General features: G+C 36.4%; 27 protein-coding genes. 22 read left to right on the forward strand and 5 right to left on the reverse strand.

Going from position 1 to position 24,563, the window contains the following annotated elements:
- Positions 1–8: 8 nt before the first annotated feature.
- From IGJ55_RS02150 to IGJ55_RS02245, 20 genes are all read left to right on the forward strand, one after another.
- Positions 9–1,178: a M20 family metallopeptidase gene (locus IGJ55_RS02150; protein WP_430607231.1), complete on the forward strand. Its 1,170-nt coding sequence runs from the start codon at positions 9–11 to the stop codon at positions 1,176–1,178.
- A gap of 233 nt (positions 1,179–1,411) precedes the next feature.
- The gene (locus IGJ55_RS02155) at positions 1,412–2,251 is read left to right on the forward strand and encodes an energy-coupling factor ABC transporter ATP-binding protein (RefSeq protein WP_430607232.1); all 840 of its coding nucleotides are present in this window, start codon (positions 1,412–1,414) and stop codon (positions 2,249–2,251) included.
- On the forward strand, positions 2,227–3,096 hold the full coding sequence (locus IGJ55_RS02160; RefSeq protein ID WP_429951015.1) for an energy-coupling factor ABC transporter ATP-binding protein: 870 nt from the start codon (positions 2,227–2,229) through the stop codon (positions 3,094–3,096). The genes IGJ55_RS02155 and IGJ55_RS02160 overlap by 25 nt, the downstream gene beginning before the upstream one ends.
- On the forward strand, positions 3,093–3,890 hold the full coding sequence (locus IGJ55_RS02165; protein ID WP_069641204.1) for an energy-coupling factor transporter transmembrane component T family protein: 798 nt from the start codon (positions 3,093–3,095) through the stop codon (positions 3,888–3,890). Before IGJ55_RS02160 ends, IGJ55_RS02165 begins: the two co-directional genes overlap by 4 nt.
- 19 nt (positions 3,891–3,909) lie before the next feature.
- Entirely contained in the window at positions 3,910–4,656 is a 747-nt protein-coding gene (gene truA, locus IGJ55_RS02170) for a tRNA pseudouridine(38-40) synthase TruA (RefSeq protein ID WP_069641205.1), read from the forward strand.
- Positions 4,657–5,106: 450 nt separating this feature from the next.
- The gene (locus IGJ55_RS02175) at positions 5,107–5,625 is read left to right on the forward strand and encodes an AmiS/UreI family transporter (RefSeq protein ID WP_069641206.1); all 519 of its coding nucleotides are present in this window, start codon (positions 5,107–5,109) and stop codon (positions 5,623–5,625) included.
- 21 nt (positions 5,626–5,646) lie between these two features.
- Positions 5,647–5,949, forward strand: coding sequence for an urease subunit gamma (locus tag IGJ55_RS02180; protein WP_069641207.1), 303 nt, complete (start codon positions 5,647–5,649; stop codon positions 5,947–5,949).
- A gap of 35 nt (positions 5,950–5,984) precedes the next feature.
- Positions 5,985–6,311, forward strand: a complete 327-nt coding sequence (locus tag IGJ55_RS02185) for an urease subunit beta (protein WP_069641208.1) — start codon at positions 5,985–5,987, stop codon at positions 6,309–6,311.
- A gap of 18 nt (positions 6,312–6,329) precedes the next feature.
- Positions 6,330–8,051 (forward strand): urease subunit alpha, encoded by a 1,722-nt coding sequence (gene ureC, locus IGJ55_RS02190; protein WP_069641209.1) that lies wholly within the window; start codon positions 6,330–6,332, stop codon positions 8,049–8,051.
- Between the two features lie 146 nt (positions 8,052–8,197).
- A complete protein-coding gene (locus IGJ55_RS02195) occupies positions 8,198–8,653 on the forward strand; it encodes an urease accessory protein UreE (protein WP_069641210.1) in 456 nt (151 codons plus the stop codon).
- On the forward strand, positions 8,643–9,347 hold the full coding sequence (locus IGJ55_RS02200) for an urease accessory protein UreF (protein ID WP_429951013.1): 705 nt from the start codon (positions 8,643–8,645) through the stop codon (positions 9,345–9,347). The genes IGJ55_RS02195 and IGJ55_RS02200 overlap by 11 nt, the downstream gene beginning before the upstream one ends.
- A 14-nt stretch (positions 9,348–9,361) precedes the next feature.
- Positions 9,362–9,973, forward strand: coding sequence for an urease accessory protein UreG (gene ureG, locus IGJ55_RS02205; RefSeq protein ID WP_069641212.1), 612 nt, complete (start codon positions 9,362–9,364; stop codon positions 9,971–9,973).
- Between the two features lies 1 nt (position 9,974).
- The gene (locus IGJ55_RS02210; protein ID WP_069641213.1) at positions 9,975–10,823 is read left to right on the forward strand and encodes an urease accessory protein UreD; all 849 of its coding nucleotides are present in this window, start codon (positions 9,975–9,977) and stop codon (positions 10,821–10,823) included.
- A 91-nt stretch (positions 10,824–10,914) separates the two neighbouring features.
- Positions 10,915–11,679 (forward strand): class I SAM-dependent methyltransferase, encoded by a 765-nt coding sequence (locus IGJ55_RS02215; RefSeq protein WP_069641249.1) that lies wholly within the window; start codon positions 10,915–10,917, stop codon positions 11,677–11,679.
- 20 nt (positions 11,680–11,699) lie between these two features.
- On the forward strand, positions 11,700–13,295 hold the full coding sequence (gene nikA / locus IGJ55_RS02220; protein WP_429951009.1) for a nickel ABC transporter substrate-binding protein: 1,596 nt from the start codon (positions 11,700–11,702) through the stop codon (positions 13,293–13,295).
- Positions 13,296–13,315: 20 nt separating this feature from the next.
- Complete coding sequence (locus IGJ55_RS02225) at positions 13,316–14,248, forward strand: ABC transporter permease (RefSeq protein WP_429951549.1); 933 nt, start codon at positions 13,316–13,318, stop codon at positions 14,246–14,248.
- Positions 14,248–15,075 carry an ABC transporter permease gene (locus IGJ55_RS02230; RefSeq protein ID WP_429951007.1) on the forward strand — a complete coding sequence of 276 codons (828 nt, stop codon included), beginning with the start codon at positions 14,248–14,250 and terminating at the stop codon, positions 15,073–15,075. The genes IGJ55_RS02225 and IGJ55_RS02230 overlap by 1 nt, the downstream gene beginning before the upstream one ends.
- Positions 15,076–15,089: 14 nt before the next feature.
- Positions 15,090–15,920 (forward strand): ATP-binding cassette domain-containing protein, encoded by an 831-nt coding sequence (locus IGJ55_RS02235; RefSeq protein ID WP_429951005.1) that lies wholly within the window; start codon positions 15,090–15,092, stop codon positions 15,918–15,920.
- Positions 15,898–16,644, forward strand: coding sequence for an ABC transporter ATP-binding protein (locus IGJ55_RS02240; protein WP_069641217.1), 747 nt, complete (start codon positions 15,898–15,900; stop codon positions 16,642–16,644). Before IGJ55_RS02235 ends, IGJ55_RS02240 begins: the two co-directional genes overlap by 23 nt.
- A gap of 81 nt (positions 16,645–16,725) precedes the next feature.
- Entirely contained in the window at positions 16,726–17,940 is a 1,215-nt protein-coding gene (locus IGJ55_RS02245) for an ammonium transporter (protein ID WP_207120433.1), read from the forward strand.
- Between the two features lie 259 nt (positions 17,941–18,199).
- Here IGJ55_RS02245 and IGJ55_RS02250 read toward each other — a convergent pair whose 3' ends face one another.
- From IGJ55_RS02250 to IGJ55_RS02265, 4 genes are all read right to left on the reverse strand, one after another.
- Complete coding sequence (locus IGJ55_RS02250) at positions 18,200–19,708, reverse strand: helix-turn-helix domain-containing protein (protein WP_429951547.1); 1,509 nt, start codon at positions 19,706–19,708, stop codon at positions 18,200–18,202.
- 338 nt (positions 19,709–20,046) lie between these two features.
- The gene (gene brnQ / locus IGJ55_RS02255) at positions 20,047–21,399 is read right to left on the reverse strand and encodes a branched-chain amino acid transport system II carrier protein (RefSeq protein WP_429951003.1); all 1,353 of its coding nucleotides are present in this window, start codon (positions 21,397–21,399) and stop codon (positions 20,047–20,049) included.
- A gap of 115 nt (positions 21,400–21,514) precedes the next feature.
- The gene (locus IGJ55_RS02260) at positions 21,515–22,003 is read right to left on the reverse strand and encodes an N-acetyltransferase family protein (RefSeq protein ID WP_430607234.1); all 489 of its coding nucleotides are present in this window, start codon (positions 22,001–22,003) and stop codon (positions 21,515–21,517) included.
- Entirely contained in the window at positions 22,000–22,344 is a 345-nt protein-coding gene (locus tag IGJ55_RS02265; protein ID WP_430607235.1) for a MazG nucleotide pyrophosphohydrolase domain-containing protein, read from the reverse strand. The genes IGJ55_RS02260 and IGJ55_RS02265 overlap by 4 nt, the downstream gene beginning before the upstream one ends.
- Positions 22,345–22,511: 167 nt before the next feature.
- Here IGJ55_RS02265 and IGJ55_RS02270 point away from each other — a divergent pair, with 167 nt between their 5' ends.
- Both IGJ55_RS02270 and IGJ55_RS02275 read left to right on the forward strand, forming a co-directional pair.
- Positions 22,512–23,150, forward strand: a complete 639-nt coding sequence (locus IGJ55_RS02270; protein WP_207121806.1) for a histidine phosphatase family protein — start codon at positions 22,512–22,514, stop codon at positions 23,148–23,150.
- Positions 23,151–23,210: 60 nt separating this feature from the next.
- Positions 23,211–23,768 (forward strand): TIGR00730 family Rossman fold protein, encoded by a 558-nt coding sequence (locus tag IGJ55_RS02275; protein WP_430608108.1) that lies wholly within the window; start codon positions 23,211–23,213, stop codon positions 23,766–23,768.
- Positions 23,769–23,818: 50 nt separating this feature from the next.
- Here IGJ55_RS02275 and IGJ55_RS02280 read toward each other — a convergent pair whose 3' ends face one another.
- Entirely contained in the window at positions 23,819–24,559 is a 741-nt protein-coding gene (locus tag IGJ55_RS02280) for an amino acid ABC transporter ATP-binding protein (protein WP_069641224.1), read from the reverse strand.
- Positions 24,560–24,563 lie beyond the last annotated feature (4 nt).

A 24,563-nucleotide genomic window follows, 5' to 3' on the forward strand; every position in this document is an offset into this window, starting at 1 on the left:
GGAATAAATTGAAAGAATTAAAAGAGTTGGTTCAAAAGTATAAAAAGGAAATGATAGATTTTAGAAGAGATTTACATCAACATCCAGAACTACAGTTTGAAGAATTTAGAACAACAGAAAAAGTTGCTGAAACGTTAGATAAAATTGGAATTCCCTATCGTAAGACTGAACCTACAGGAATTATTGCAGAACTAGTTGGCGGTCAACCTGGAAAAACAGTGGCTTTGCGAGCAGATATGGATGCTTTACCTGTACAAGAATTGTCAGAAGGAATTTCTTACAAATCCTTAGAAGATGGCAAAATGCATGCCTGTGGTCACGATGCACATACGGCAATGCTTTTGACTGCAGCGAAAGCATTAAAAGAAGTGCAGCCAAAAATCAAAGGAACAGTTCGGTTTATTTTTCAGCCTTCAGAGGAAAATGCCCAAGGAGCTAAAGCTATGGTCGCTCAAGGAGCAGTGGAAGGTGTGGACGATGTTTTTGGGATGCATATCTGGTCACAAATGCTTTCTGGAACAGCCTCTTGTGTTGTCGGCTCATCATTTGCTTCAGCGGATATTTTTTCAATTGATTTCAAAGGACGCGGTGGACATGGCGCAATGCCGGATGCTTGTATAGATGCTGCTGTAATGGCTTCTTCTTTTGTGATGAATGTACAGACAGTGGTTTCCAGAGAAACTAATCCGCTAGATCCTGTTGTCGTAACAGTAGGAAAAATGGATGTAGGGACTCGTTTTAATGTAATTGCTGAAAATGCTCGTTTAGAGGGGACTGTACGTTGTTTTAGCATTGAGACGCGTGATCGTGTGGAAAAAGCACTAAAACGCTATGCAGAGCAAACTGCGGCGATGTACGGAGGCACAGCTGTCATTGATTATGATCATGGAACGATTCCAGTGGTCAATGATGAAGAAGATGCATTATTTGCTCAAAGTATTATCGCCGAAAACTTTGGTGAAGCTGCACTGATCCAAGAACCACCGACTACTGGTGGAGAGGATTTTAGTTACTTCACTGAAAATACACCAGGATGTTTTGCCTTAGTTGGTTGTGGAAATCCAGAAAAAGACACGCAATGGGCCCATCATCATGGTCGTTTTAATGTTGATGAAGATGCGATGGAGATTGGCGCAGAATTGTATGCGCAATATGCTTTTGAATATTTAAATAAATAGTCAATGAGTTGACGTACAAGGATAGAAAAGACTGATTTTTAGTTTTTCTATCCTTGTTTGTTTAGTTGCACAAAAAATAATCGTTAAAAAAATACTGTCTTGACAGATATGAATTCACATATTAGCCCTTAATTTGTTATAATAGAAAATAGTGCAAAGAAAAGAATAGATGATTGAAAAAACACTGATTTTTTGTTAGTGTTAGTAAGACTAAATAATTGAGGGAGTACGCGATGCAACCGATAATTGAATTAAAAAATATCGATTTTAACTATCAACCTGAAGATGCTTCTCCCGCTTTGAAAGATGTATCTTTTTCCATCCAACAAGGTGAGTGGATTGCGATTATTGGGCACAATGGGTCAGGAAAATCAACATTGGCAAAAACGATCAATGGGCTATTATTACCTGCTTCTGGCACAATTAACGTCGGTGGTAAAGAATTAAATGAAACGAATGTCTGGGATATTCGCAAAATGGTCGGAATGGTCTTTCAAAATCCAGATAACCAATTTGTCGGCTCAACAGTAGAAGATGATGTTGCCTTTGGCTTAGAAAATCAAGGAATTCCTCGTGAAGAAATGGTTTTAAGAGTCAAAGATGCTTTAGAAAAAGTACGCATGGCCTCTTTTGCGACACGTGAACCTGCTAGGTTATCAGGAGGACAAAAGCAACGTGTAGCAATTGCAGGTGTAGTTGCTTTACGTCCTGATATTATTATTCTAGATGAAGCGACTAGTATGTTGGATCCTGAAGGTCGTGATGAAGTGATAGCGACGATCAAAAAAATCAAAGAAGAAAGTAATTTGACTGTGATTTCAATTACGCATGATATTGATGAAGCAGCTAATGCTAATCGAATTTTAGTAATGAAACAAGGAGAGTTAGTCAGCGAAGGGATACCTGAGAAGATTTTCTCTGCTGGAACTGAATTGATCCAGATGGGCTTAGACCTACCATTTCCAGAAAAATTAAAAATTGCTTTAAAGCAACGTGGAGTCGATGTACCAAACGAATACTTGACTGAAGAAAGGATGGTGGATTGGTTATGGACATCCGTTTTGAACAAGTAGATTTTACCTACCAACCTAACACACCCTTCGAACAGCGAGCATTATTCGATTTAAATTTAACAATAGAAGACGGTTCTTATACTGCAATCGTAGGGCATACTGGTAGTGGAAAATCAACCTTACTACAGCATTTAAATGCCTTGGTAAAACCGACAAAAGGGACTGTGACGATCGGTGATCGAACGATTGTACCTGAGACAAATAATAAAAATTTAAAACCGATACGTAAAAAAGTCGGTATTGTTTTTCAGTTTCCAGAAGCTCAATTATTCGAAGAAACAGTGGCGAAAGATATCGCTTTTGGGCCTAAGAATTTTGGTGTGGCAGGAGAAGAAGCTGCAAGATTAGCGGCTGAAATGCTTGATTTAGTTGGACTGGACGCTAGTTTTTTAGACCGTTCTCCTTTTGAACTTTCTGGTGGTCAGATGCGACGTGTGGCAATTGCTGGTGTTTTAGCGATGGAGCCAGAAGTACTCGTTTTGGATGAACCGACAGCTGGACTTGATCCGCAAGGACGTAAAGAAATGATGGAGATGTTTCAGCGTTTGCATGAAGAACGTGGCATGACAATCGTTTTAGTGACGCATTTAATGGATGATGTAGCTAACTACGCAGACCATGTCTTAGTATTAGAAAAAGGCAGAATCGTGAAGGCAGGTGCACCTCAAGAGGTCTTTCAAGATATCGACTGGTTGAAAGAAAAACAATTAGGCGTACCAACAGCTGCAACTTTTGCAGAGAAATTAATTGCCAAAGGGCTCTCTTTTGAAGACTTACCTCTGACGGCAGAAACACTGGCTGATGATTTATTAAAGGGCATGAAAAAGGCTGGTGAAGACGGATGATGAATAAATTGATTTTTGGTCGCTATATTCCAGGAGATTCTTTTATTCATAGGATGGACCCACGCGCAAAATTGATTGCTAGCTTTTATTTTATTGGGATCATCTTTTTGGCGAACAATTGGCAGACATACGGTATTTTAGCTATTTTTACATTATTTGCAATTTTTCTATCCAAAGTGAATATCCGTTTCTTTATTCGAGGAATCAAACCGCTGATTTGGTTGATTCTGTTCACGGTTGCGTTACAGATGTTGTTTACCCAAGGCGGAGAAGTTTACTTTAAGTGGGGAATTTTTACAATCACTGAATTTGGTGTGACCAACGGATTATTTATTTTCTGTCGGTTTGTGTTGATTATCTTTATGTCTACATTACTTACATTGACAACACCGCCTCTGGACCTCTCAGATGCAATCGAATATTTATTGCGTCCATTAAAGGTAGTTCGTTTTCCTGTGCATGAAGTGTCATTGATGTTATCGATCGCGTTGCGTTTTGTGCCAACTTTGATGGATGAAACAGAGAAGATCATGAATGCACAACGGGCTCGTGGAGTGGATTTTGGCGAAGGGAACCTGATTCAAAAAATGAAAGCTGTGGTACCGCTGTTGATTCCGTTATTTGTGAGTAGTTTTAATCGAGCAGAAGATTTAGCAACTGCGATGGAAGCACGTGGCTACCAAGGTGGGGACGGCCGGACAAAATATCGGATTCTTCATTGGCAGGTAACAGATACAGCTGTTATGTTGGTATTTGCAGTCTTAACTGTAATGCTGATTTTTATGAGAAGTTAGAAGTAAAGGTGGAAAAGAAATGCCACGCTATAAAGCAATAATTGCGTATGACGGAACAAATTTTAATGGTTTTCAAGCTCAACCAAATGGACGTACTGTCCAAGAAGAGCTTGAAAAGACATTGAGAAAAATGAATAACGGCAAAACGATCACGATTTTTGGTTCTGGTCGGACAGATGCAGGGGTTCACGCCGCTGGACAAGTGATTCATTTTGATTATCCACAGACGAGAGATTTGGAAAAAATGCGTTATGCTCTAGATACTCAAACACCTGAAGATATCGCTGTTAAAAGTGTAGAAATCGTACCAGATGATTTCCATGCTCGTTATCATGTTGTTGAGAAGATCTATCAATTTCGGGTAGATATCGGGAAACCAAGAAGTCCGTTTAAACGATTCTACGCTAGCTACTTTCCTTATGAAGTGGATATTAAAAAGATTCGAAGAGCATTGACTGATTTAGTTGGAACGCATGATTTTACGTCATTTTGTGCTTCTGGTACCGAGATTGAGGACAAAGTTCGAACGATTCATGAAGCAAGACTTGAGATCAATGAAGCGGGAGACGAACTGGTTTTTACATTTCGTGGAGATGGTTTTTTGTATAAGATGATCCGAATATTGGTAGGAACACTTCTTAAAATGGGAAATGGTCGAATGGATGAAACAAGAATTCCTGAAATCATTGCCGCTAAAGATCGGAATTTAGCTGGACCAACTGCACATCCAGAAGGGCTGTATTTGGTTGAAGTAAAATATGAATGAATAAGTTTTTTATGAGTAAAATAACCAAACGTTTTATAAAAAAGTAGAGTAGCTATAACTCAAGAAGTTGTAGCAACTCTACTTTTTTATTTTATATTAATTCTTAAAAAAATTTAAAAACGTGAAAAATATTTGTATATTTCAGTATACAGGAGTAAGATATAATTCATAAAATCGATTGGGAATGAATGATCGATGGAGCAGAATAATTCCCTTTTTTTAGGGCTAAATGCTTGTGTACCAAGCTAGTTTAATTTTTGTAGAATATAATAAATCGTTATAAAGTTATTTTTAAGTCAGCAAATTTAGTTGGGGTTTATCGGAAAATTACTTATTTTGATAGATTACTCATTTCAAAGCTTCCATAAAACAATCTTTTATACGTATATTGTATAGAAATAGTATATAAATTAATAAATAACGTATTTGAATGAAGATAGGAGGATAAAAATGCTTGGTGTTATTTTATTGTATGTAGGAATGGTATTAATAAGCAATGGTCTTTACCGATTACAAGGGACACAAGATAAATCAGTCGTGGTGATGAATCTATTTACAGGTGGATTAAGTTTACTTTTAAACCTGGTAGCTCTTTCTTACGGGATAGTAGCGAATAAAGATTCATCGTGGTTTTATGCCAGTGCGACTGGTTTATTATTTGCGTTTACGTATCTCTATACAGCAATTAATTCAATGTTTGATTTAGATCAGAAGCTTTATGGCTGGTTCAGTTTATTTGTAGCAATCAACGCGATTCCAGCAGGAATATTATGTTTTTATGGGTATGGCGGAAATACGTTATACGGAATAATTTGGTTTCTCTGGGGAATTCTTTGGTTTACAGGATTTCTTGAAAATACACTCGGAAAAAATCTGGGGAAATTTGTGGGTTATCTATCGGTAGGGGAAGGAATCATTACTGCTTGGATTCCTGGATTCTTAATGCTACTTGATTTATGGCCAAAATAAAATGAGAAGGGAGCATTTATTATGCAATTAACAACAAGAGAACAAGAAAAAATGATGATCAGCTTGGCAGCAATGATTGCCCAACGCAGAAAAGACAAAAAAATAAAGTTGAATCATCCAGAAAGTGTCGCTTTGATTACGGATTTGATTTTAGAAGGCGCACGTGAAGGAAAAACAGTTTCTGAATTAATGAACGAGGGTAGAAATCTTTTAACAAAAGAAGATGTCATGGAAGGTATTTCAGAAATGATTCCAATGATTCAAGTAGAAGCAACATTTCCAGATGGAACAAAGTTAGTTACCGTTCATGATCCAATCCAATAAATTCATTTTAATGATTCGATGAAGGAGGAAAAGTTATGATTCCAGGAGAATATAAGTTAGCAAAAGAGCCAGTTGTATGTAATGAAGGGTATGATGCCATCACTTTAGAGGTGAAAAATGTTGGTGATCGAGCTGTTCAGGTGGGGTCACATTTTCACTTCTATGAAGCAAACGAAGAAGGCTTGAAATTTGATCGTGAAAAAGCAAGAGGCAAACGTCTAGATATACCTGCAGGTACTGCAATCCGCTTTGAACCAGGTGAAACCCGTAAAGTGAATTTGATTGACGTAGGTGGAAAACGCCGTATTTATGGTTTCAATGATAAAATAAATGGTTTTTTAGATGATGACCGCACAAAATAGCTGAAAAGAGGGAAAAATATGAGCTTTAAAATGGATAGAAGTAAATACGCGCAAATGTTTGGCCCAATAGTCGGGGATAGTGTTCGATTAGGAGATACGGATTTATTTGCAGCAATTGAAAAGGATTATACGATTCACGGTGAAGAAAGCAAGTTTGGTGGAGGAAAAGTTTTGAGAGATGGCATGGGGCAAAGCGCTACAGAAACCCGTGCAGCAAATCCACTGGTTGTAGATACAATTATCACCAATGCAACAATCATTGACTATACAGGAATTATTAAAGCGGATATAGGGATCCGCGATGGTAAGATCATCGCCATTGGTAAAGGCGGAAATCCAGATAATATGGATGACATAGACTTTGTCGTTGGTGCTAGTACGGAAGCAATTTCTGCTGAGGGTCTAATCGTAACAGCGGGTGGATTGGATATTCATGTTCATTTTATTTCACCAGGTTTAGCACAAGCGGGACTTGATAATGGCATTACAACATTATTCGGTGGGGGAACAGGTCCAGCTGATGGAACAAATTCAGCGACTACATCACCTGGTAAATGGCATATCGAACGAATGCTTCAGTCAGCCGAAAACTTACCGATCAACATTGGTGTTATGGCAAAAGGTGCGGGTGCTGTACCTGAAACGATTGCAGAACAAATTGAAGCGGGTGCCATGGCGATAAAAAACCATGAAGATTGGGGCGCAACTGCTGCTGGAATTGATAATTCACTGAAAGCTGCTGATCAATACGATGTTCAATTTGCGGTTCATACTGATTCGCTTAATGAAGGGGGATTCGTTCAAAATACGTTAGATGCTTTTCAAGGACGAACAGTGCATACATTCCATACTGAAGGTGCAGGTGGTGGACACGCACCAGATATCATGGTAGTAGCGGGGCACGATAATGTGTTGCCTTCATCAACGAATCCAACAAATCCTTATACGATCAATGAAATCAGTGAACTATTTGATATGGTCATGGTTTGTCATAACTTGGATCCGAAATTACCAGAAGACGTGTCATTTGCAGAATCTCGTGTACGTAAACAAACGATTGCAGCAGAAGATGTTTTACATGATATGGGTGCACTAAGTATTATGACTTCTGATGCAATGGCTATGGGACGTGTTGGTGAAGTTGCAATGCGTTGTTGGCAGTTGGCAGATAAAATGAAAAAACAACGTGGACCTTTAGATGGTGATAGTGAATTTAACGATAATAATCGGATCAAACGATATATTGCGAAATACACAATAAATCCAGCCATCACAAACGGTGTATCAGATTATATCGGATCCGTTGAAGTAGGCAAATATGCTGATTTAGTCATTTGGGAACCAGCGAAGTTTGGAGCAAAACCCAAAATGGTTTTAAAAATGGGCATGATTAGTTATGGTGTGATGGGAGATGCAAGTTCAAGTCTACCTACACCACAACCTCGTCTAATGAGAGATCTCTTTGGGGCATGCGGCAAGGCTGTGACTGCCACAAATATTACATTCGTTTCACAGTTTGCATACGATCATGGAATCAAGGAAAACATTGGACTTGAAAAAGTAGTTTTACCTGTTCATAATACAAGAAACTTAACCAAGCGAGACATGAAATTAAATAATTTCAGTCCAAAAACGATTACCGTTGACCCTCATACATTTGATGTGAAGATTGATGACGAATTGATTACTTGTGATCCCGTCGACACTGTGGCGTTAAGCCAAAGATATTACCTATTCTAAACAGAAAAATGCTGGGACAAAAGTGGCAAGCTATCAAAAATTCTTTTAAAAAAATGATATCTATATACATTTAGAAGAAATTTTAAGGAAGCTAATGCCACTTTTGTTCTGTTAAATTATCAATATGTTATTACAGGAGGAAGAATATGATTTTGACAGCTATTGATTCAAATCTTGATGAAATCGATGATATTACGAAATATCATGTTGAAACTGTTAGATTAAACAGTGATGATTTAAACAAAAGAATTTTAAGGGTAACCACAGATCATGGCAACGATTATGGTATTCGATTAACAAGTGAAAGTGAAGCGTTGCGTAATGGTTCTATCTTTTTTGTCGATGACCATAACATTTTAGTCATTGCGGTACGCTCTGAAGAAATGATTATCATTAAACCGTCAACGATGGATGAAATGGGTGAAATTGCTCACTTACTTGGAAATACACATAAACCTGTTGTTGTAGAAGACGGGAAAATTGTTTTAGAAGTAGATCCAACTGTAGTTGATCTTTTAAATAAAAAGGACATAGACTACGAGATTAAAAAAATCAAGTTGAAAAAAGCTTTGAAACATGTGGACTTGTCGCATGAACATTAATGAAAAAAGGTTTGAAAATTTTTTAGATGTTGTACAAGTCTGCGATTCCACTTTTCCTATTGGGACATTCAATCATTCCTTTGGTATGGAAAATTATTTGAGAACAGATAAAATAACGAATGCAGATGATTTTGAAATTTGGTTAGATACGTATCTAAAAACACAATTTAAATACGGTGAAGGGTTACTTATAAATCTTTGTTTTAAAGCTTTGGAAGAAGAAAAAATAGAAGTAATTTGGGAATACGATAAAATCATTACATGTTCCTCACAAGCAGCTGAAACAAGAAATGGGACAAAAATGATTGCGAAGCAAATGATTGACCTAGTTCAAACTTTACATGATATTCCATTACTAGATGATTATAAGCAACAAATCAAAAAGGCTACTGTTTATGGAAATCCAGCGATTGTTTTTGCTATTTTTGCTCATTATAAAGGACTGGACGCAGATGAAGCAATCTTACTTTATGGCTATAGTATAAATTCTACGATGATTCAAAATGCTGTCAGAGCAGTCCCTCTAGGGCAAAAAAGCGGACAATTAATTCTACAAAGAACAATCCCACTTCTAGAAGAGATAGTAGCAGAAATGAAGCAATTGGACGCATCTTATTTAGGAGCCAATGTACCTGGAATCGAATTGTCACAAATTAACCATGAAACACAAGTATTCAGACTTTTTATGTCATAGGGAGGAAATAACAGATGAAAAAAACAGTAATAATTGGTGTCGGTGGACCCGTTGGATCAGGGAAAACATTACTTATTGAACGTTTAGTTAGACAAATGAATGAGGATTTGAACGTTGCAGTAATAACCAATGATATCTATACAAAAGAAGATGCAAAATTCTTATGTGATAACTCTGTTTTAAGTGAAGATCGTATTATCGGTGTAGAAACTGGAGGATGTCCACATACAGCAATTCGTGAAGATGCATCAATGAATTTTGCAGCTATTGAACAATTAGAAGAACGATTTGAAGATTTAGATGTAATTTTTTTGGAAAGTGGTGGGGATAATTTAGCCGCAACGTTTAGTCCAGAATTAGTCGATTCCTCTATTTATATTATTGATGTGGCTCAAGGAGAAAAAATTCCTAGAAAAGCAGGTCAAGGAATGATCAAGAGTGATTTATTTATCATCAATAAAATCGATTTGGCTCCGTATGTTGGTGCTGATTTAGATGTCATGAAAAAAGACACCGAAGTTTTTCGAGAAGATAATACTTTTTTATTTACTAACTTAAAGGATCAAGAAGGGGTAGCAGCCGTAAATGAATGGATCCGTAAAAATGTTTTACTAGAAGGATTATAATATGAGGCAAGATACAGACGGACTTATTGAAATGGCATTTACCAATCGTAATAACCGAACCATTGCGTCTAGAATTTATCATGAGGGCAATTCTCGCGTGTCCTCGAATATTCCATTAGCGAATGAGAAAACACCATATTACTTCTTTATTAGTACGGGTGGGGGTTTCCTTGAGGGAGAGAAATATGAACTGGATGTTACGGTAGCCAAAGAAGCGCATGCTATCGTGACAACTCAAGCACCAACTTACGTATACAAATGTGATAATAAAATACAAACAACACAAAAAACACAGCTGGTTTTAGAAGAAAATAGCACATTTGAATATTTAACAGATGAAGTAATTCCTTATAAAAATTCAATTTACAAACAAGAAACAATCGTTCAGATGAAAGAAAATGCAACGCTAATTTTAATGGATGGTGTAACAGCGGGCTGGTCTGCTGATGAGCAACCGTTTCAATACGCTGAATTACAGATGAAAACAAGTATATATATGGATGAAGAATTAATCTACAATGACCATTTACTATCAGAGCCATTGAAAAATGATATGTCTGCACTAGGTTATTTTGAAGACGGCTTGAATTACAATACGTTGATAATTATCAGTCCTTCTTGTACAAAAGAGGTTATTGAAACAATTAGAAAGAAATTAAATGAAATTGAAACAACTGTCAATTTTGGCATTTCAAGTTTAGAAAAACCTGGTTTTGTGCTTCGAGCGCTGGGGAAAAGTGGAGAAGAAAATCGCTATATCCTGATGCAAGCACTCAATCATTTTCGAATAGAACAGCTTCATTATCCTGAATTGATTCTTAGTAAAAATGACAACTACATCCAGAATTAATGGACAAGATGAAGATTTTTTACGAACTTTTTAGTAAGAAATGGCGAGGCATTGTTCTGTTATGTAGTAAAAAGGGGAAATTAGTGTGGAAATGGCTAAGAAGACATTTAAAAATGAAATTATTGATTACTGGTCAAAGAGATCTGAAACCTATGGACAACAGCATCATGAAGAATTACTGGGAGAACCAAAAGCATTATGGCAGAATGTCATCCTTAGTGCTTTTAATGCAAACGAAAACCCAGTTAAAAAAATTCTTGATATAGGTACTGGTCCTGGTTTTCTCTCCATATTGCTTGCTGAAAAAGGCTTTGAAGTGACGTCAATCGATATGACAGAAGAAATGTTGATTCAAGCAAAGTTGAATGCGGGTGATCTCGTTGAAAAAATCGAATGGACATTGATGGATGCCCATAAGTTGACATTTGATACAGCACACTTCGATGCAATTGTCACAAGAAATGTCACTTGGAATCTAGAAAATCCAAAGGAAGCATATAAAGAATGGTATCGAGTATTAAAACCAGGAGGAATCTTACTAAATTTTGATTCAAATTGGTACAAATATCTTTACGATGAAACGCTTCGGGAGAAATATGAAAAAAATCGAGAATTGACGCAAGAGATGGCTGTTAAAGATTATTATGAAGGGACAGACATTGATTGGATGGAAGACTTAGCTAAAGAAATGCCTTTATCAAAAATTACCCGTCCTATATGGGATAAGAAGGTATTGAAAGAGTGTGGATTCCAATCTATTACAATTCATGAGAATATGAATGATCAATTACTAAGTGATATTCAAAAAATTAATTTCTTGTTTTCCCCTATATTCCTAATAGAAGCAACAAAATAAATAGCAAAGGAGATGAGTTGTTGGCAAAGAAAAGAAAATGGATGCCAGTCTTCTTTTTTACTATCTCTATGATGCTACTAATTTTAGCAGGCTGTAATTCATCAAAAAAAGAGAGCCGATCTTCTAATCAAATAAATTATGGTAGTACAAAAGATATACGAGATATTAATCCGCATTTATATAACGGAGAAATGGCTGCGCAAAATATGGTTTTCGAAGGATTGACCAAAAATGAAGAGGGAAAAGTCAAACCTGCGTTAGCAAAAAGCTGGGCTATTTCTGATGATGGTAAAGAATATACCTTTTCTTTACAAACTAATGTGAAATTTACGGATGGTACGGCATTCAATGCAGATGCTGTGAAGCAAAATTTTGATGCAGTTTTGGCTAATAAGGAACGTCATGCTTGGTTAGATATGGTGAATGAAATCGAGTCGACACAAGTAGTAGATGATGAGACTTTCAAATTAACCTTAAAACATCCCTATTACCCAACCTTGATTGAACTCGGGTTGACTAGGCCATTTCGTTTTATCTCGCCTAAAAGTTTTATTGAGGGGGGATCTAAAACGGGTGTGTCAAGCTATGTGGGAACTGGGCCGTATAAACTGGAAACGCACAAGGACAATCAATATGCGCACTTTGTAGTGAATGAAGATTATTGGGGTGAAAAACCAAAAGTTTCAGAAGTGGATTGGAAAGTAATTCCAGATTCACAAGCATTATTACTTGCTCTAAAAAAAGGAGAAATTGATCTTATTTATGGTGCAGATGGCGACCAATTAAATATGGATGCCTATAACGCAATGAAAGCTGACAAGGCTGCTTTTACAGCCGTATCTAGCCAACCAGTAGCCTCTCGTGCAATACTATTAAATAGTAAACGAGAAAATCTGAGTTCATTAAAGGTTAGACAAGCGTTAACTTACGCAGTCAACAAAGAGAATATTATTAAAGGTGTACTAAACAATTCAGAAGACAAAGCGGATACGCTATTACCAAAAACGGCTCCTTATTGTGATATTGAATTAAAAAGCTATAATCACAACGTGGAAAAAGCAAATCAATTACTAGATGAAGCAGGATGGAAAGTAGGGGAAAATGGAATACGGATGAAGGATGATAAACCTTTAGCACTAACTTTTTCCTATAATTCACAAAATGCACAAGAAGGAACAATCGCTCAATCGATTCAAGCGGATCTTAAAGAGGTGGGAGTGGACTTAGCCATTATTTCTGAGGAAAAACAGAATTTTCTTGATCGTCAAAAAGATGGAGAGTTCGATTTACAGTATTCGTTGTCGTGGGGAACGCCTTACGATCCGCAATCTTATCTTTCTTCTTGGCGAATACCGGCACATGGAGATTATCAAGCACAATTAGGCTTGGATAAAAAAGCATGGTTGGATGATAAAATCACACAAGTGATGATTGAGCCAGATGAAAAACAGAGACAAACAGATTATAGCGAAATTTTGACTTACATCAACGATCAATGTATATATATCCCAATTTCGTATTCGAAAACGAAAGCAATTGGTAAAGCTAACCTTAAAAATATCACGTTTAATGATTCGCAATATGAAATACCATTTGAAAAAATGTTCTTTGAATAAGGATAGAAAGTTGGGTGACAATGATTAAATCTATTATTAAAAATTGTGGAAAAATCCTACTTCTTCTTTTTTTAATAACGTTTATTCCTTTTTTCCTATTGACGTATCTATCCAATGATCCAGCTGAAGTAGCACTAAGAGTCCAGGCAATCACACCAACTGAACAAAATGTGCGTCAGATGCGTTCAGAATTGGGGTTAGATCAACCTTTTTTTGCAAGATATATTGATTGGGTTCAACAGGCTCTAAAAGGGGATTTAGGTAAAAGCTATGCTACTGGTAAATCGATTGCTGGTATGATCAGTGAGGCTTTTCCATATACAGTATTTTTGACTCTAGTGACACTGATCATCATTATTGTAACCTGTTTAGTACTGGGAATTTTGGCTGCTAATTATCAAAATCATTGGACTGAAAAAGTCTTAAGATTGATTACCTTTGTCTTAAATGCAATTCCATCATTTTGGCTAGGGTTGTTACTGATCTTTTTGTTCTCTATCAAGCTAAATTGGTTACCAACGGGAGGGGCCGAAAGCCTATTATCAGTTTTCTTGCCGGCATTGACACTTTCTTTGGCCTACTCTAGTTCGTATATTCGGTTGATTCGCAATGATTTATTGCAAAATAAACAGTTGCCATATGTCGACTATTATTTTACAAGAGGATTTTCAAAAAAATCGATCACGAAACATTTATTGAAAAATTCTTTGCGTTCTTCTGTTGTTTCGATTGGCGTGAGTATTCCCAAACTGATTGCTGGTAGCATCATTATAGAAAGTGTTTTTGCATGGCCTGGTATGGGGCTTCTCTGTATTAATGCAATCAGAAACCGCGATTTACCTGTTTTGCAAGCCTATATTGTGATTATGTCATTGTTCTTTATTAGCAGTAGTTTGTTGATTGATTCCTTAAACAAAAGGATTGATCCCAGACTAAGAGAGCGAGGCAGCTGATGGATGTAATGAAAAAAATAGTCAAGGATAGAATAGTTCTTGTTTCTATTCTCTTTTTAAGTCTTTTAATTTTAGGTATTATTTTTGCGAATGTCTTGTCACCGTATGATCCAAACAAACAAGATATTATGAATAAATTGGCTCATCCAAGTAGTGAACATTTTTTTGGAACAGACATGTTAGGTCGAGATATCTTTTCGAGGATATTATATGGCGGTAGAGTGACGTTACTTCTCTCCTTTTTAATTGTTTTCTTGATTCTTTTGATCGGGCTCATTTTTGGTGGAATTTCTGGGATGTTTGGTGGTTGGATCGATGCCTCAATGATGCGATTTTGTGACCTGATGCTTTCTTTACCGAATGAAATGATGTCTTTATGTATTATTGGGATTTTAGGCCCTAGTTTACTGACGATTATTTTAGCACTGACAATAGTACGATTTCCGTGGTACGTTAAAATGATCAGGACAGAAGTCCTTAATTATAAAACAAAAAATTATGTTGTCTTCTCCCTAAGTTCTGGAAAGTCTAAAGGATGGGTATTTAAAGAACACATTTTTCCCCCGATTATTCGGGCAATCATTGTTTACTCTACATTAGATATTAGTGCAGTGATTATGAGTATTAGTGCGCTATCTTTTCTCGGGGTTGGGATTCAGCCACCAACAGCTGAGTGGGGTAGAATGTTAAACGAATCCAGAGAAATCGCTGTAGTTGAGCCTTGGCAGATGATTCCTGCTGGGATCACACTATTTCTTGTGATAGCGATGCTCAATTATATCGGAGACGCAGTTGCGGAAGGAATCAACGAAGCGAATAGCGAGTAACGAGGGAGAAAGTAATGGAAAATACACTAATTTTGGTAGTGGAAGAGTTGAGCGTAAATGAACTCAAAACAAATAAAAGAGTCCTTGATAACCTAACTTTTCAAGTAGAAAGAAATGAGTTTTTAGGTATTCTGGCACCAAGTGGAAGTGGGAAAACAACACTTCTTAAAACGATTATGAGAATCTGTCCAAAATCACTTCATTCAAGTGGATTAATTACCTATTTTCCGGATACTAAAAATAAAATCGTTATTCAGGAGAAAACCAATGTTCATTCTTCGGCGGTATTAAGTCGCGAATTAACATACATCCCTCAAAATGCTTCAGAAGCATTTGATCCTATTGAAAAAATGGGTGTGCAATTGAAAGAAACATTGACAGAAAATCGATTTTCTGTAAGTGAAAGAACAAATATGATTCAAGAGTTATTGGAAAGTATGGACTTACCAGAAAGTATCTTAAACAAATACCCCTTTCAATTATCTGGTGGAACGTTACAGCGCTGTGCAATTGGGTTAGCACTTATTTTGAAATCCAAAGTGATTATTGCAGATGAGCCGACGAGTGCATTGGACACGATAAATAGAAAGAGAATTCTAGATAGTTTCTTGCAGCTAAAAAAACGAAATGAGACGACTCTACTTTTGGCGACACATGATATTGCTATTGTAGATTACTTATGCGATACGGCGCTTGTTTTAGAAGCAGGTAGAAAAATTGAACACAAAAAAATAGATAAAATGGACACTGATTCAACCTCATATTTGGTAAAAATGCGTAGAATAAAAAATAAAATAGGTTCGACATTTTGGAGATTAAAAGATGGAAAATTGGTTAGTTCTTGAGCAATTATCAAAGACGTATTACAAAGAGCGGTTATTCATGCCAAGAGAAAAAATGGACGGTGGACTAAAGCCATTTTCACTTTGTATTTCAGAAGAGATTATTGGTATTTTAGGAGAAAGTGGTAGTGGGAAAACAACATTAGCTAAACTAATAGCTGGTATTGAAAAACCAGATAAAGGGTCAGGGGAAATCATATTTAGACTAAATGAGCCACTCAAACAAAAGAACCCAGTGAGCATGATATTTCAAGAGTACACCTCTGCAATCAATCCGGACTTTACTGTAGAAAAAGCATTAGTAGAATCAGTTAGTAAAAACAATAAAACACAAGAAACAAAAGAAAAAATAATTACTGTTTTAAATAAAGTGGGATTATCTGAAGAACTCTTAGACAAGAAACCAAGAAACTTAAGTGGTGGCCAGATTCAGCGTGTTTGTATTGCGAGAAGCATCTTAACGGAAGCAAAGGTATTGATTTTGGATGAAGCCTTTAGTTCGTTAGACTTATTTAATGTGGAGCGTATGCTTGAGTTGTTACTTGCTTTAAAAAAAGAATTTAACTTGTATTATATAGTCGTTACTCATAATTTAGAATTGGCTACCTATTTTTGTGACAAACTTATTTTTTTAAAAGAGGGACATTTAGAAGAAGTGATAGAAACGAGTCAATTGATGCATGCGAAATCTGCTTATGTCCAAGCTTTGATTGATGCTCAAATTTGAGCGCCAAATAGTATAATTTGCTAGTAGTGTAGCAAAATGAATTACTATATTGAAATAGATTCAAAGAAAGGAATGGAATTCATGTCAAATTCAATTAATACAGGCGATACAGCATTTATGATTTTATGTACAGCAATGGTGTGTTTAATGACACCAGGTTTAGCTTTTTTCTATGGAGGTTTGGCACGTAAAAATAATATATTAATCATTATGGGACAATCATTTGTTTCAGTTGGAGTCACAACGTTAATGTGGATTTTTGGAGGGTTTGGGCTAGCATTTGGTACAGATTTTCATGGTATTATCGGAAATCCAGCTGATTTCTTCTTGATGAAAAATGTAGGCACATTAGCGAACCTTTTACATGGGGCAACGATTCCCTTTTTAATGTTTTTTGCTTTTCAATTGATGTTTTGTGTGATCACCGTCCCTCTTATGACAGGGGCTTTTGCGGATCGTTTGACGATGAAAGGGTATATTTTACTGTTGATTGGCTGGAATTTATTGATTTATTTCCCTGTCTGCCATTGGGTTTGGGGTGGTGGATTCTTAAGTAATTTCAACTTTAAAGACTTTGCTGGCGGTACAGTTATTCATACGACAGCCGGATTTGGTTCTCTAGCAACGATCTTGTACTTAGGACAAAGAAAGTTGACGGAACAACAAAAAAGCCAACACAATAATTTGATGATTGCTGCAATCGGAACTGGACTTTTATGGTTTGGTTGGTTTGGGTTTAATTCTGGTGGTGCATTACGTGCAGATATTCAAGCAGTGAATGCATTTGTTTCAACGTTTGTTGCACTTGCTACATCTTTAACTGTATGGATTTTATTTGCCAAATTTAAGAAGGGGTACTATGATTTTGTGGATATTTTGACTGGGTCAGTTGCAGGATTAGCAACGATAACCCCTTGCGCAGGATATGTAAAACCAACAGAAGCAATTGCTATTGGTGCCATCGCAGCAATTATTTGTAACCTTGCTGTTGATTTTCGTAAGAAAAAAGGTTGGGATGATGCATTGGATGTATGGGGTGTCCATGGCATTGGTGGATTCACTGGAACTATTTTAATTGGTATCTTCGGAACAGGTGCTTCATTAGTAACTGCTAGCGGCTTAAATGCACTGCTCGTTCAAATTTTAGGTGTCTGCTTCGTCGCAGCGTATGCATTCATCATAACAAGACTTATTCTAGTTGTTTCATCAAAAATAACAAGAATAGAGACAACAGAAGAAGAACAAGAAAAAGGATTAGATATGGAATTTTTCCATCAGTCTACTTATGATGAATAACTTTCATCTAATTAAATTGGCCAAAGTGAAAGAGTCAAGAGCGAAGACTGCCAAATCTTCACTCTTGACTCTTTCGTTTTTTAAATATTAATAAAATTACAAGTCAAGTTCATGTTCAACTTTTAACGAGTATCCGTGCTATAAACTAGCTTATTAGCCAGGCTTTTTTTGGGGGAGAATCAGTAAAACTATTTTCAGGACATTGTACATAGTAACGGGTTTAATAAGTCTTACCTTCGTTCATGAAATCTTACTTTAATTATTCTTGAATAATATTCTTCTTCTCAAAAAGCTGTTGCACTGTTCGATACAAATCAGCTAATTCTTCCTCGTCATAAGATAAATCCCAAAAATAAAGGGGTAATTCTGGATACTTTTTCCTCGGCAATAAAGAAGAACTGATCACTAAATCATATTGTTCATTCAAATCCTCCTGATAAGGTGCAGAATCTACAAAACCTAGATCATTTAAAAATTGGTAAATTCTTCTAACTAAAAGGAAATTATGCTCAAAAGCAACACCAATCATTAAATGTTCAGAATGCTTTGGCTTATCATAAGCCGGCAGTAAGACACTTTTGATAGCATTGACCAAGGGCTTTTTGATTGTATAAATAAACTTATATTCCTTTTCTTTCGCCTTTGTATCAAAAAAAGCTTGAATCTTTGTTTCAAGAAGTTCATCAGCTTTTTTCTTTTTACGTGGTAATTCTACTAACTTTTGAAGGTTAGGAAATGGTTGGCGTAACACATAAAAGGTAAACGTAATATTTAATAGATTTCCAATGATCATTGGTTTAGCAACAACATCAGGTTCCTTTTTGAAAATATTGATTTTAGCATAGGCAAGAAATTCTTGAACTAATTCATACACAGGATTTGGCCGCGACGAAAAATCATGCAATGTTTGAAATAGTGAAGGGTCATCATCTAGAGTATAAAAAGGAGCGTAATGAGCTAAGAAAAAAATAAAACTGCTTTCTCCCTTGCTGTGCTTAGGTGGTAGTGCTTGAATCGGTCCAAGTTCCTGGTTGAGACGCTCAAAATCATAGTACGGATTGTCCATCATTAAAAAATCATACCGGTCGTCATAACAAACAAAAATTTTCTTTCGCATTCGACAGAGAAAAATCGCTGCAAAATAGGTCAATTCTTTGGCACCTAAGTAAGTTCTAGATAAGGGGAAATATTCAGAAAATGCAACAACAAGCCTTTCAGCATCTTCAAAGGCAACACTTTTAAATGGCCAAACCGTCCCACGGGTTCCAAGCCACAATACATCAAAAAGTGCTACTCGAACAGCACGTTCATCCCCAGTCAAATTTGCTTCAGTATATGTAAATCGCAGATTAAATTGCTTTACGTGTTTTTTCAAAGGCAGCATCTTTCTAGAGACTGTCGAACGACTCACGTAATAGCGTTGACAAAAATCATCTATGTTAGGAAAATCTTGGTTTAAAAAATAAAGAATAAATTGAAAAGGCACCGATTTTTTCAAGAGAAAATAACGGTATTCATCAATGGTCACGAGTAACTTGGTACTATCGATTTTTCCTGCTTTTTGTAAAATGGATGGATGGTTGGAAATCACTTTAACTAAATCATGATTGATTTCATTTAAGATAATAAATGTCTGTTGATAATTCAACAATAGCTCATCAGATAATTGAGTAATTGAGATCTCTGATTGATTGATTTGTGTGATTCGTTTGAAAAGTTTAAACTTTGTCAGCATTCCGGAATCCATCATCAATTCTTCATATAGCATGCTAATCACTTCCTTGCCCCTATTCTACTGTATTATATAGGCACTTGTCAGCTAAGACGATAAGCTGTAGACAGCTAGTGACACATCCTTAACAAAAAGGCAAGATTTCGCTCGAAATAAAAAATAACCTCCAATAATTGTATTTTCCACGTACAACTTTTGGGGGTCACATCATAACTCTACGAGTTATCTCTCAGACTCAAGGAATTCGTATAAACGGTGCGAGCAGAAGCAATCCCTTCGGAAATAAGCTGAAATTCACAAAAATTTGAAGAGCAATTTTCGTGAATCCCTTCTTATTTCTCGGGATTAAACACTCCTGTCCCAACCTCTTTTTTTTATTTAAGATCAGTGTCTTTTTTCAGATTGATCCAAACCAAGCCGAGTATAAAACCAAGAACAGATGGAACGACCCAACCCATACCAATCGTAAATAATGGTAAGTAGTTCTCAGCAGTAGTCAAAATAGTTGTAACGCCTGAATTGCTCTTAATAAATTCAGGAGCATTATTCAAAGCATCAAGTAAAGCTGCCACAAGAGTGACATAAGTTGTTGTACGATAGACTTCTTTACGATGACCAAATAACGGACTGATAATCACTAGAATCATTAAAGTCATAGCCAAAGGATAAAGAAACATCAATACAGGAATAGAAAATTGAATAATATTCGTCAAGCCAACATTTGCAAATAAACAAGGTAAAATACTAGCTGCGGCAATGTAAAAAGCATAAGACCCTTTTGGAAATAGCTCACTGAATGTTTCAGAACAGGCAGTAATTAAACCAATGGCTGTTTTTAAGCACGCTAGAATGACGATAAAGGCTAATAAAACACTTCCTAAGCTACCCAAATAATGATTGGCAATCTGAGCTAAGGCAATTCCACCATTTTCACTGAGAGGGAATTTCCCCACACTCATTGTACCCATGTAAGACAATAATGTATAAATAATCCCCATCAAAACAACACTGATTGCACCAGATTTTATGGTATCCTTTGCAATGTCATTTGGTTTTTCTACTCCCATACCTCGAATCGTCGACACAATAATGATCCCAAAAGCTAAAGAAGCAAGAGCATCTAGTGTATTATAGCCTTCAGTAAACCCTTTAAAAAATGGATTTGCAACATATGACTCTGCAATAGGCGCTGAAGTGATCGAACCCAAGGGTGTAATAAAAGCAAATAAAATTAAAATAGCTAACAAAAATAAAAATAATGGATTCAAAAACTTTCCTACATAACCTAGTAGCTTAGATGGTTTACGTGAAAATGCCCAAGCAATAAAAAAGAATAGGGCTGAAAATAGTGCTAAAACTAATTTATGCTGATCACTTGGCAAAAAAGGGGCCAAACCAATCTCAAAAGATGTCGTAGCTAGACGAGGCAATGCGAAGAATGGACCAATCGTCAAGTATAGTAATACTGTAAAAGCAACAGCATAGCGCCGATTAACACGAGTTGCTAAATCAAAGACCCCATTACTTTTTGAAATACCAATAGCAATCACACCTAAAAAGGGTAACCCGATCCCTGTAATCAAAAAGCCTAAGTTTGCTAAAAAAATACTTGCTCCAGCTTCTTGCCCCATATGAACAGGAAAAATCAAATTTCCAGCTCCAAAAAATAAGCCAAATAGCATAGAACCTACATAAAGGTAGTCACGCCATGATAATTTTTTTGTCACACATCAACACTCCTTAAACGTTATTCTTAACTAAAATAACAGAATAAAGAGACCACAGCAAGCGAATTTCAGAAAGAGATACAGGTTTTTCTGAAAACATTAAAACCTGCTGAGATTAGCTTGTGAAATAAGCAAATTGATAATCATCACAAAACTGACCATTGATAAAAAATTCATCTTTAAATAAAGCTTCTTGTATAAACCCATTTTGTCGATAAAATTGAATGGCTTTAGTATTAGACCCCATAACGCGTAAAGAAATTTTATGAATCCCTTCTTTAGTAGCGACCTCCTTTAAATAATCCAATAATTGCCGACCGATCCCAAAAGATTGGCTGTCTGGATGAACACCGATCCCAAACATCCATTGCTTTTGATGGGCGTTCAAAGGCGTGGGATGATGAACGTCTATAAAACCATGAACTTTGTCAGCCTCAACAACAACAAAAATAATGCGTCCAGCTGTTTTTTCCTTATACTCGTCAACGGAATGATAATAATGCAGGACAGGAGAATTTTCATTCGTCCAAATCGTATTTTCTATCTCAAGTAGCTGTTGGAAATCGAGCTCTTCCACTGGTCGAATGGTGATCTGCTTGTTCATTTTATGCCTTCTTTCTGATTGTCGATCTCATTAAAGCGTTCTTCTAACTTTTGCTTATGGGTGCTTAAAATATATTCGAAACGAATATCGTATTTATCAGCTAGGATAAAAATATTATCCAGCACGTCACCGAGTTCTTCAGTCAAGTCTTGAACTAAATGTTCTGGGGCTTTTGATTTTTCATCTGGACGGTCACGCCCAATTTCTAAAGCACGCACCGCACGCGCAACTTCTCCTGTCTCTTCAGCTAAAAAACTGACGCGGATAAAAGAGTTGAGCGCATACCAACCTCTTTTTTTATAAAAATGACTGATCCATTGTTGATACTGTTGAAGCTCCACACAAATCCCTCCATTCTTCTTACTATGTTAGCATATAGAATAGAAAAAATAAAAATGAGTGTCATTTATTCAAAAGAAGATAGTCGCTATTTTTAACAAAGCAAAAATAGGCTATTTGTAGTATCATAATCAAGAGGAAGGCACAGTCAAAAATGGAGGGAAAAGAGATGACCACATTTTATTTTGTGAGACATGGAAAAACAGAACTGAATTTGAGTTTGAGATTTCAAGGAGGAAAAATCGATTCGCCGTTGTTACCGATCGGCATCGAACAAGCAATCCAAGCGGGACGTTATCTTTGCGATACATCATTTGATGCAGTTGCTGTCAGCACTCAAAAAAGAGCGATGGATACGGCGAATTACCTTCTTAAAGAAAATAATTATTTAGATGGATTAACCGTGAATTATTATGACAGCCTAAGAGAAATCAAATTTGGTAAACGTGAAGGCATTGAAATCGATCATACAGATGAGCAAACAAAGAACTTACGTCAACGACCAGACCTGTATGATCCCACAGCTTTTGGTGGTGAAACGATCGACTCTTTAGTAAAACGATCTACTGAAACAATAGAACAAATCAGTAAAAAATACCCAGATGGAAAAGTACTAATTGTAGCACATGGTGTGCTGTTGATTACGTTGATCAATTCCTTGATCGGAAAAGAAAAATCACAATGGCGTGAAGGTGGTCCCTTAGCGAATACGAGTATTACAATTTTAGAAAAAGAAAATGATTTACAGAATTACACGCTAAAAACATTTAATGATGTTTCTTATCAATCACAGAATGAAGAAGCATAAAAATCAAATCAAATGACAATCTGTTAGTCAGTTAGAATAGGTGGGAATTAGTTGAAGAGAATGGCCGTTTATTGCGGGGCAAGTGTAGGAAATAAAGCAATTTATCAGGAACAAACAAAAGTGTTAGGCCAATGGATGACCAATAATAAGTATGACCTTGTCTATGGGGGAGGCAATATTGGTTTGATGGGAATTCTTGCCGATACAGTTATTGACAATGGTGGCAAAGCAATCGGAGTGATGCCAAAATTTCTAATGGAGCGTGAATTAGCACATCAAGCGATTACTGAAATGCATATTGTTACTGACATGCATGAGCGTAAACGTAAAATGATCGATTTGGCAGATTGCTATTTAGCTTTGCCTGGTGGACCTGGAACGTTGGAAGAAATATCAGAAGTTGTTTCTTGGGGAAGGGTTGGTGAACATCAAAATCCCTGTGTCTTTTTTAATGTAGAGGGCTATTATGATTTATTAGCCGAATTTTTTGATAAAATGGTTCGCGATGGATTTTTAACGGAAGCAGACCGAGCAAAGATTTTCTTTTCTGAAGATTTAGATGCGATTCAAGCATTTATCGCTACCTTTACACCACCAACGATTAGACAATATAAATAAATCAACACTCGTTTGAACAGTGACTGCTCAAGCGAGTGTTGATTTATTTTTTAAGGTTTTGATAAAATTCGATGTAAAAACTCTTTCGTCCGTTCTTCTTTTGGATGAACAAAGATATCGTCAGAAGTTCCTTCTTCTGCAATCACACCTTTATCCATAAAAATCACACGGTCAGAAACTTCTTTAGCAAATTCCATTTCATGAGTGACGATGATCATCGTTAATCCTGTATGGGCTAAATCCTTCATAGTCTTCAGTACTTCTCCGACCATTTCAGGATCAAGAGCTGAAGTTGGTTCATCGAATAACATCACATCAGGATTCATCGATAAGGCACGAGCGATGGCGACACGCTGTTTTTGTCCACCGGAAAGTTGGGCTGGTTTTGCATCAATAAAGCGTTCCATACCAACTTTTTCAAGATTTTCTAACGCAATTTTCTTTGCTTCTTCTTTATTACGCTTTAAAACAGTAAGCTGTCCTGAGGTACAATTTTCTAAAACATTCATATTATTAAATAGGTTAAATGATTGGAACACCATCCCTAAATGAGTACGGTATTTTGGCAGATTGTACCCACGCTCTAAGACATTTTCACCATTATAGATGATTTTGCCTCCAGTTGGTTTTTCGAGTAAGTTGATACAACGTAACAGGGTTGATTTACCTGAACCAGAAGAGCCAATGATCGTGACAACTTCTCCTTTCGTGACGTTTACATTGATATCTTTTAACACTTCGTTATCACCAAAGCTTTTTCTTAAATGTTCGACTTCAATAATTGCGCTCATATTA

The organism is Enterococcus sp. AZ170, assembly GCF_050545135.1.
GTDB lineage: Bacteria > Bacillota > Bacilli > Lactobacillales > Enterococcaceae > Enterococcus_L > Enterococcus_L ureilyticus.